The following is a 7,602-nucleotide window of genomic DNA, read 5'->3' as shown; positions in this document are numbered from 1 at the left end:
TAGCCGTCTCACGGAGCCCTAGTAGTATCCCCCGACGGAGTCCCTGCCCGGAGCGATGCCACCTTCCTCTGGCGTCCCTCTCCATCCCAACAAAAAAAACGGCACCCGGCAGTTCCAACACTGCCAGACACCGGAACCAAAACACCCGTCAAACAGACATATACAATATATAATCAACATTCGCTATCTGCTCAACTCAATTACCACCAGAAAGTTCTCTCAGCAACTCAAGATCGCTGGCCTGCACTTTAATATTCGTAGTCAGCTTCTCACCCTCAGGGCTAATATACGTCACCTCAAGAATGCTCCCCTCACGAATCCCACGCCGGGAAACCGCACTACAAAATGCCGGAAACTTCGGATGATTCTGTTTAAATGTATTCCATGCATTCATAACCTTCATCATATTTCCAATATTACCAATACCCATAACCAACACCAGCCTTTCCCTTACTATCATCTATGTTTTTTTATCTATTAACCCAAACACAGCCGCCGTACAAACCATACAGCGGCTGACCACATGATCCTATTCAAAATAACCTGCCGGAAACTCACAACCCTCTGATAAAAGAAATCGCATCCCGGATCCCAGCCACATAAACCAATTTAATTCCTTTAATACTCTCTGTAGCCGTCCGGTTCACCTCAGGAAGTATCACCGTCTCAAATCCAAGCTTTTTCGCTTCCTGCACACGCTGTCCGGCCATACTCACTGCACGAACCTCGCCACTCAGACCAATTTCACCAAACGCCATCACAGAATCCGGGATCACGATCTCCTTCGCACTGGAAATAATAGCAAGACAAATACCCAGATCGATCGCCGGCTCTGTCATCTTCATGCCACCCGCAATATTCACATAAGCATCCGAAGCAGCAAGATGAACTCCCGCCTTCTTCTCCAGAACCGCCATCAAAAGATTCACACGATTAAAATCCGTACCAACTGCTGTTCTTCTCGGAATTCCAAAATTACTCTGACACACCAGAGCCTGGATCTCCACCAAAATCGGTCTCGTCCCCTCCATAGAACATGCAACAACAGACCCCGAAGCATTCTCAGGTCTTCCATTCAAAAGGAACTCGGAAGGATTCTTCACTTCTTCAAGTCCGGAATTCTGCATCTCAAAAACACCAATTTCATTGGTAGAACCAAAACGATTTTTCACCGCACGCAGGATCCGGTAAGAAGCATGCCTGTCTCCCTCAAAGTAAAGCACAGTATCTACCATATGTTCCAGTACACGAGGACCTGCCACATTTCCCTCCTTGGTCACATGACCCACGATAAAAATGGACACTCCCATACCCTTAGCGATCTGCATCAGTACATTGGTAGATTCCCTCACCTGAGAAACACTTCCCGGTGCAGACGAAATATCTTCATGAAACATCGTCTGGATAGAATCCACAACAGCTACATCTGGTTTCGTCCGCTCAATGATCTCCCGGATATTTTCAAGATTCGTCTCACAGAGCAGTTTCAGTTTATCATTAAACGTTCCAAGCCGATCTGCCCGGAGCTTAATCTGTCTGAGAGACTCCTCACCAGAAATATACAAAACAGAAATCCCCTGTGAAGATAAATTTCTGCACACCTGCAACAACAATGTAGACTTGCCAATACCAGGATCTCCACCTACCAAAACAAGGGAGCCGGGGACGATTCCGCCTCCCAGCACCCTGTCAAGTTCACCGATTCCGCAGCTCTGACGTTCATCTGAAGAAAGACTGATATCTTTCAGAACTACAGGCTCCGTTTTCTTTTGTGTAGTTTTAATATTCCCTGAGGAAGATTTTTTGGAAGAAACCGTTTCCTCCACAAAAGTATTCCATGCCTTGCATGCCGGGCACTGCCCCATCCACTTGGCTGATTCATACCCGCATTCCTGACAGAAATAAACCGTTTTTTTATTTTTTAGCATTTTACAATTTTAACTTCTGCTTTGGTGTTCGCATCCAGTTCAACACTGAAAGAAAGCTTGCCGCCCAGGTTTGTGGTCATTGTACCTGTACTTACATCATCAATAAATACCTGATACTCTGTCTCAGCTTCAAGTTCAACAGTAATCTGAGAATCCTCAAAGCCCTGAACCTCAAAACTCATTGCTGTTCCATCCTGCTGAAGATGGAACACACTGGTTCCCGGAACAGACTCATATACGAACATTCCATTACGCTCAAGTTTGGTGATCTCCTTATATGTTTTTACTTTATACATATCTCCCTGATACTGATAATCCGACAATTTGGATTTCTGATTTAATTCATAATCTCCAAAACTGATAGTCCCATTATCTTCTGTGCGGATCAATTCCTGTACCACTGCCATGATCTTATGTCCTCCTGAAATCTTTCGTTGTATAGTTTTAATTTTGTTAATTATAACTTATTTCTGTTTTTTTGGCTATAGAAAGTAATAAAATTCTTACGCTTTCTCCGCATCTTTTACTTCAAAGCAGATTTTCTTGTCTTTGACCTTCACCTGTACGGTATCACCGGCTTTGATCCGACCTTCAAGGATTTCTGTTGCCATCTCATCCTCAATCTTTGTCTGGATCGCACGACGCAGCGGTCTTGCACCGTATTTACTGTCAAAGCCTGCATCTGCGATAAGATCTTTAGCTGCTCCGGTAACTTTCAGTATGATATCCAGCTGTTCCTGACAGCGTTTTTCCAGGTTTTTCAAAAGAATAGTAACAATCTTCCTGATATTTTCTTTATTCAGAGAATGGAATACCATGATCTCATCGATCCGGTTCAGAAATTCCGGTTTAAACATCCGCCGCACTTCTTCCATCACTCCGGACTTCATCCGTTCATAATCACGCTTTTCCGTATCTCCGGACATAAATCCAAGATGTTTCGGTTCCATGATCATCTGCGCACCTGCGTTGGAAGTCATGATAATGATCGTCTGCTTAAAATCCACTTTTCTGCCTTGAGCATCTGTAATATGACCATCATCAAGTACCTGCAGAAGAATATTAAACACATCCGGATGAGCCTTTTCAATCTCGTCAAAAAGAATGACACTGTATGGATTTCTGCGCACTTTTTCGCTGAGCTGTCCACCTTCTTCATAGCCTACATATCCGGGCGGCGATCCGATCATTTTAGAAACACTATGTTTTTCCATATATTCGGACATATCTACACGGATCATTGCCTGCTCACTTCCAAATACAGCTTCCGCCAGCGCTTTGGAAAGCTCCGTTTTTCCCACTCCGGTAGGTCCCAGGAATAAGAAAGAACCTATAGGCCTTGCGGGATCCTTTAATCCTACTCTTCCCCTTTTTACCGCACGGGCAACTGCAGAAACTGCCTCATCCTGTCCGATCACACGTTTTTTCAGAACCTTTTCCAAATTTGCAAGCCTACGGGATTCCCCCTCTGTCAGACGCTGTACAGGTATTTTTGTCCAGTCAGACACAATACCGGCAACTGCCTCTTCATCAACTGTAAGTGGATTTTTCCGATTTTTCCGCTCCGCCTTTCTTCGGATCTTTTCCAATTCTGCTTCCGCCTCATTCTGCTTTGCCTGTGCTGCTTTTGCACCTTCAAGATCTGCATTTATGACTGCCTGTTCTTTTTGTTTCAGAATATCGTGGATCTCTCTTTCCAGTGCTTCTGCTTTCGGAGACGGACGATATCCCGCCAGTTGTACTTTCGACGCTGCCTCATCAATAATGTCAATGGCTTTATCCGGAAGAAACCGGTCATTGATATAACGAACGGACATTTTTACAGCCGCCTCAAGGGCCTCATCCAGAATCTCTACACCATGATGTTTTTCATAATATGGGCGCAGCCCCTTCAGGATTTCAACAGCCTCCTCTTCTGTAGGTTCTTCCACGATGATAGGCTGAAAACGCCGTTCAAGCGCTGCATCCTTTTCAATGTATTTCCGATATTCTTCCAGTGTCGTTGCTCCGATCAGCTGGATCTCTCCACGGGAAAGAGACGGTTTCAGGATATTGGAAGCATCCAGTGCACCTTCCGCTCCACCTGCTCCGATGATCGTATGGATCTCATCAATAAAGAGCAATATTCCCTGCTGTTCGCTTACCTCATCGATCACATTTCGGATACGTTCTTCAAACTCACCGCGATATTTACTTCCTGCGACCATTCCGGAAAGATCCAGAACTACAACCCGCTTATCCTTCACAGTATCCGGTACCATTCCTGTGACGATCCGCTGTGCAAGTCCCTCTACGATAGCCGTTTTTCCTACTCCCGGCTCTCCAGTCAGGCAGGGATTGTTCTTTGTTCTTCTGCTCAGGATCTGGATCAGTCTGGCAATCTCTTTATCCCTTCCCACTACAGGATCCAGCTTACCTTCTTCTGCCATGGCCGTCAGATCTCGGCTATACTGATCCAGAGTTGGTGTTACACTGCTGTTTCTTCCCTTTGAAGCTTTTACAGCCTGGAATTCTTCCGCAATGGCATCGCTGTCCATTCCCATAGCTGTCAGCACTGCCGCATAAAGCTTCTGGATATTGGCACCCATTGTGTACAGCAGTCTGGTACCCACACAGTCTGTTTCTTTCAACATTGCCAGCAGAATATGTTCTGTCCCGACTTCCTCAAAACGCATGGATTCTGCTTCTGCATATGCACCCTCAAGAACTCTTCTGGTTCTCGGACTGAATCCCGGTTTCTGTGAAACAGCCGTATTTCCCGGCGGTGCGATCAGTTTATCGATCAGAGCCATCGCTTTATCAGCCTGGATTCCAAACTCCTCCAGAACTCTTCCTGCTGTGCCCTCCTTTTCTTCTACAAGCCCGACCAGCAGATGCTCCGTGCCGATATAACTATGTCCGCAGGAGCTGGCTGCCTCTTTTGCCAGAGCAAGAACATTCTCTGCCTGTTTTGTATATCGTTCCTGCATGATGTCTCCTCCTATCTGTCTGTGTCATACTCGTCAAAAATCTCGTCCACCAGCTGATGGACTTCTTCTCTTGTTACATTTTTACAGCATCCCCATGCCATTGCTACTGTCAGATTCTGTTTCATTTCTTCCAGTGCTCTGACCTTATCTGCATCTATGGAGATCACCGCTCCCTTTCGCCTGTCAATAGTCACAAAGCCTTCCTGACGAAGCAGCGCATATGCCTTATTCACAGTATGCATATTGATTCCTGCAATGCTTGCAAGCTGCCGTACAGAAGGCAGAGTATCCCCTTCATGAAGCCTTGATGTAGCGATCCCCATTATGATCTGATTGGTGATCTGCATATAGATTGCCTCATCACTGTTAAAATCGATTTCTATCACCATAGGGTAATCTCTCCTCTACAACAGCAAAAGGCTGCACAGTTTCATCCTGGCAGCCTGCTGTGATTTTTGTTTTTATTTACTGATCCCTGCAATCTTCTCTATCTGTTCTTTGTTAAGAACCAGATTAAATCCCATTGGATTTACCACATAAGCGTTTGCCTGCGGAATCATCAGGCTCGGAAGTTTGTCTATAGTCACTTTCGCAACACGGAGATTCTTGCCTCTTCCAAATTTCTCAAATTCCATAACATCTGTAAACACAGGCTGCATGATCTTATCCTCTTTATTTTTCAGATACGGAATATGGAGCTTTCCATCTTCTTCCTGCTCTGCATTGATCGCGATCAGGAATTCTGCCTTACGCAGGTTTGCTATCAGCTCTTCTTCCAACTCACGGATATTCTTATGCTCTTCCTGTTTTACCGGGCGACGCAATTCCTGCATAAAATAGATTCCGGAAAGTTCAAGAGACGGGTTCAGAAGCGGTCTCTTTGACGGCTCGATCTTACTCATATCTCTCTGATTTGCGATCTTTCCGATCTCAATCTCGATCTTCTCTTCTCCGTCGATCCAGATCACACTGTTCACTCCGATTGCGTACAGCGTACCATACAGTCTTGGATAGTCTTTTTTCTCATATTTCATGCCCATAAGAAGGATCTTATCCTCAAGGAGCTGTTTACCATATTCTTTGATCTCTTCTTCTGTGGCAAAAATCCTTGCCTGGTCATTAAATGTTTCTTCATCACAGGTCACATATGGAAGTCTGGTTGCCTGTGAATATGCAACAAATACTTCCTCTCTGTTTCTGAGCTCATGGATTGCTTCTTCTACACTGATTCCCATTTTTCTGTCCTCTCTGCCTCATCACTTGGATGCGACACCTCATCAAGGAAAATGGTTGGTTCCTGTTGTGCCCTGTCAGCATCCAGCTTTTCATGTTCGTAACTACTCACTGTGTTTCATAGTTGTTACTATTGTACAATGAAATCCCTGTTTTCGTCAAGCTGTGCCTGTGAAAAATGACCAACTTAAGCCTCGTCGATAGCTTTTCCGATATCGTGACGCATATACTTATTTGCAAAGCTGATCCACTCTGTAGCAACATATGCATTCTTTCTGGCTTCTTTTAATGTCTCTCCTTTGGCAGTGATGCCAAGAACACGCCCACCGTTTGTAACGATCTCTCCATCTTTAAATTTGGTTCCCGCATGGAAACAGTAGTATCCGTCTTTGTCCTTAAAATTCTCAAATCCATGGATCGGGATACCTTTTTCGTATTTTACCGGATATCCATCACTTGCAAGAACAACACAAACTGCTGCATTGTCCTCAAATTTCAGATCGATCTGATCAAGTTTGCCGTCTACACAGGCTTCCATTACTTCAATGATATCATTCTCCATACGCGGAAGAACAACCTGTGCCTCCGGATCCCCAAATCTTGCATTATATTCCAGAACCTTCGGGCCATCTGCAGTAAGCATCAGTCCGAAGAAAATGATTCCCTTAAACGGACGTCCCTCTGCTGCCATGGCATCTACTGTTTTCTGATAAACATATTTCTTACAGAATTCATCTACTTCCAGAGTATAGAACGGACTTGGAGAAAATGTTCCCATTCCGCCTGTATTCAGTCCCTGATCCCCATCCTTCGCACGCTTGTGATCCTGCGCAGATGTCATGGTACGGATCGTCTTTCCATCTACAAAAGAAAGTACGGAAACCTCACGGCCAGTCATAAATTCTTCAATTACCATGGTATTTCCGGCATTTCCGAATTTTTTGTCTTCCATGATCTCTTTTACGCCAGCTTCTGCCTCTGCAAGATCCTGGCAGATCAGAACACCTTTTCCAAGAGCAAGGCCATCTGCCTTCAAAACGATCGGGAATTTTGCCTCGGTTCTTAAATATTCCAGAGCTTTTTCCGGATCATCAAAATTCTCATAAGCAGCTGTAGGAATGTCGTATTTTTTCATAAGATCCTTGGAAAAAGCCTTGGAGCCTTCCAGAATAGCAGCATTTTTGCGCGGTCCGAACACACGCAGTCCCTCTGCCTCAAATACATCTACGATTCCTCCCACAAGAGGATCATCCATTCCCACGATAGTAAGATCGATCTCTTTTTCTTTGGCAAAGGCTGCCAGTTTTTCAAATTCCATTGCTCCGATATCTGCACATTCCGCATACTCTGCGATTCCTGCATTTCCAGGTGCACAATAGATCTTGTCAACTTTCGGGCTTTTTGCAACACTCCATGCAATTGCATGTTCTCTTCCGCCGCTTCCTACGATTAATACTTTCATCTGTTTACTC

7 protein-coding genes are annotated in these 7,602 nt (G+C 44.8%); all 7 read right to left on the bottom strand.

The annotated features are described in order from the left end of the window. Positions 1-196: 196 nt before the first annotated feature. Positions 197-430 carry a hypothetical protein gene (locus GPK58_RS07730; protein ID WP_173733054.1) on the bottom strand — a complete coding sequence of 78 codons (234 nt, stop codon included), beginning with the start codon at positions 428-430 and terminating at the stop codon, positions 197-199. Between the two features lie 124 nt (positions 431-554). After that, positions 555-1,928 carry a DNA repair protein RadA gene (radA, locus tag GPK58_RS07725; RefSeq protein ID WP_173741673.1) on the bottom strand — a complete coding sequence of 458 codons (1,374 nt, stop codon included), beginning with the start codon at positions 1,926-1,928 and terminating at the stop codon, positions 555-557. Continuing rightward, positions 1,922-2,335 (bottom strand): hypothetical protein, encoded by a 414-nt coding sequence (locus GPK58_RS07720; protein WP_015525913.1) that lies wholly within the window; start codon positions 2,333-2,335, stop codon positions 1,922-1,924. The genes radA and GPK58_RS07720 overlap by 7 nt, the downstream gene beginning before the upstream one ends. A 96-nt stretch (positions 2,336-2,431) precedes the next feature. Next, positions 2,432-4,897 carry an ATP-dependent Clp protease ATP-binding subunit gene (locus tag GPK58_RS07715; protein WP_252195782.1) on the bottom strand — a complete coding sequence of 822 codons (2,466 nt, stop codon included), beginning with the start codon at positions 4,895-4,897 and terminating at the stop codon, positions 2,432-2,434. 11 nt (positions 4,898-4,908) lie between these two features. Continuing rightward, positions 4,909-5,286: a GntR family transcriptional regulator gene (locus GPK58_RS07710; RefSeq protein WP_015525911.1), complete on the bottom strand. Its 378-nt coding sequence runs from the start codon at positions 5,284-5,286 to the stop codon at positions 4,909-4,911. Positions 5,287-5,358: 72 nt separating this feature from the next. Next, positions 5,359-6,132 carry an SseB family protein gene (locus tag GPK58_RS07705; RefSeq protein WP_015525910.1) on the bottom strand — a complete coding sequence of 258 codons (774 nt, stop codon included), beginning with the start codon at positions 6,130-6,132 and terminating at the stop codon, positions 5,359-5,361. Between the two features lie 185 nt (positions 6,133-6,317). Further along, positions 6,318-7,592, bottom strand: coding sequence for a phosphoribosylamine--glycine ligase (gene purD / locus GPK58_RS07700; protein ID WP_215638453.1), 1,275 nt, complete (start codon positions 7,590-7,592; stop codon positions 6,318-6,320). Positions 7,593-7,602 lie beyond the last annotated feature (10 nt).

The organism is Blautia sp. MCC270, from assembly GCF_018785605.1.
Classification (GTDB): Bacteria; Bacillota; Clostridia; order Lachnospirales; family Lachnospiraceae; genus Blautia_A; species Blautia_A fusiformis.
The sequence above is the reverse complement of the archived record's forward strand: the minus strand, read 5'-3'. Positions and strand labels throughout refer to the sequence as shown.